The following is a 2,217-nucleotide window of genomic DNA, read 5'->3' on the forward strand; positions in this document are numbered from 1 at the left end:
CATAGCCCCGCGTGGAAAACCACCGGGGGTGCGGCTGAGTGAGGGGCCGGGGCGCTTGGGATGCGCCAAATGAGGTGGGCCAGATTAACGGACTGGCCCGGAATACGACGCAAACCGTGCGCCCCGGCTGAATAAGTGTGTGTGCTCGGGGTGGGTAACGAGGCCACCTTGTGGTTTGGTTCTTCCCCCGCCTAGTACGTAAAGGCCTCATCCTAGAAGCTTGCGCTCCTAAAAATACATAAGGCTTCCCCAAGGTGTCTCAAAGGCATCGCCTAAGTTCTTGACCAAGGGCTTCACACGGCAGTCGGGCACAAGCACACTCGGGCATCAGGACAGCTAATCCCAATGAAACACGAGGTCGCCACTTCAACCTCGATTAATCCCGCTTACCATCCCCAACCGGTGTCGCCGCTGCAGCAACAACGCCCTCTCGTTGGAGATGGGGAGAGGTTACTGCGTGTTTGATGGGTGGGGGATAAGTTTTTATTTGTCCCTGCAAAGGACCGCGCAGCACGAGCTGCGCCTCTCAACGCGCACCGATGCGCAACTTTTGTTGCGCGTTCCCCTTCACCGCCTTCGGCGGACATCGGCGCATGCGCCGAAACCCCGCGAGCGGGGAAGCGGCGGCGGCGGCAGTTGGGACACGCCGCTTCCCCATTAATGGGGAAGCTGGCCGCGAAGCGGACTGAAGGGGCTTTTCCATCTGGACCTATTTTGGTGCAACCTACGTTCCACCAAAATGGATGATCAAGGATGGGCGCGACATCTGGGTCGTCAAGTGCGCAGCTTTGCTGCGTCGCTAAGCGATCCGTTTTCAGAGAAAACGGACACTTGACTACCCAGATGTCGCAGAAACAATTTCGTTAGCGGTTTGGTGGACCGGAAGGGGCACCAAAACGCTTCCAGATAGAAAGCCCAACAAATGGATCGCGCAACAGCAGTTGCGCATGTCAGCGCGTACAGATGCGCAACTCTTGTTGCGCGGTCCTTTATCCCGTGCCGCAGAGCGGGGACCCTCAAGGACTTTGCGGCACAAGGTCACCGATTAGCTGACGCCATCGGGAGTGACAGCTTTTGATGGGCGTGAAAGAACCTACCCCTATTGCACCCGCTTATAGGCCGTATATTCCTTGGCTGGGTCTTGCAACACGGGGCGCAGGATCATGGCCGTATTGGCGGGGACTTCGACGCGGATGAGGCCGGCGCGTAGGCGGGTTTGATAGCCAGAGAAGACGTCCTTCAAAGCCTCATTATTCATGAGCTTTGAATCGCGAACCGAAATGAATTCCGAAACAGGTGCATCGGTTGGATTGACCAGTACCACCGCCAGCTCACCCACTTTATCCGTATAGCGGGTGAAGGCCAGAATGGTTTCGGTGTCGAGGCGGCGGAATTCGCCAATACGGAGGGCGCGCATCTCTTTGCGCAGGCCAGTTAACTGGCGCAACCAGACGAATTCTGGATGGCTGTCGTTGGCTTTCGACCAATCCATCGGTGCGCGGTTCATTGGGTCGTCCGCACCCTCAAGGCCTACTTCGACCCCATAGTATAGGTTAGGCGAACCGGGCAGGGTGAATTGAAGCACTTGCGCCATCCGCCGGTTTGCGAGATCGGGCAAACGATTGGCCAAACGGGGCCGATCATGATTGTCGAGCACGATCCATGAGCGCAACAGGCCTTCATAATCACTATCTTCAACCATGCGTTCGAGAATGGAAGCCGCCTGACGGCCCGAGACTTTGCCATCGACGAGTTCATAAATCACTTCGCCAGCGGTGATGTTCAACATCCCGTCCATCGGGCCAAGCCATTGTTCGGGATAATTATAAATCTCGCCCAACATCAAAGAACCGGGCTTGGCGCGGTGGGCGGCTTTGGTGGCATCGCCCAAGAATTTAAAGCCAATGTCATAGGCCACATCCAAGCGCCAGCCATCAACGCCATCGCGCAACCAGCCTTGGATAACCGAGTCCGGATCGCCATAGAGGCGGGCTTGGACGGCTGGGCTTTCCCATTTCACATCCGGCAGATTGGCAATATCCCACCAGCCGCGATAGCCCATTTTGTATTCGGGACCGATGAAATACCAATCGCGATAGGGGCTATTTGGGTTTTTCAGCGCATCCTGAAACTGCGGCGAGTTGCGCCCCATATGGTTGAGCACGCCATCGAGGACGAGGCGCATGCCCTTGTCATGCAGGCCAGCTGCCAGCTTCT

1 protein-coding gene is annotated in these 2,217 nt (G+C 56.9%); it reads right to left on the reverse strand.

The genetic code is table 11. The features are described 5' to 3' along the window. Nucleotides 1-1,099 precede the first annotated feature (1,099 nt). The coding region (locus tag ACOVRA_RS04810) for an alpha-amylase family glycosyl hydrolase (protein WP_421719310.1) at nt 1,100-2,217 on the reverse strand (1,118 nt) is incomplete at its 5' end.

Origin of the sequence: Aquidulcibacter sp. (genome assembly GCF_049239865.1) — a bacterium.
Classification (GTDB): Bacteria; Pseudomonadota; Alphaproteobacteria; order Caulobacterales; family Aquidulcibacteraceae; genus Aquidulcibacter.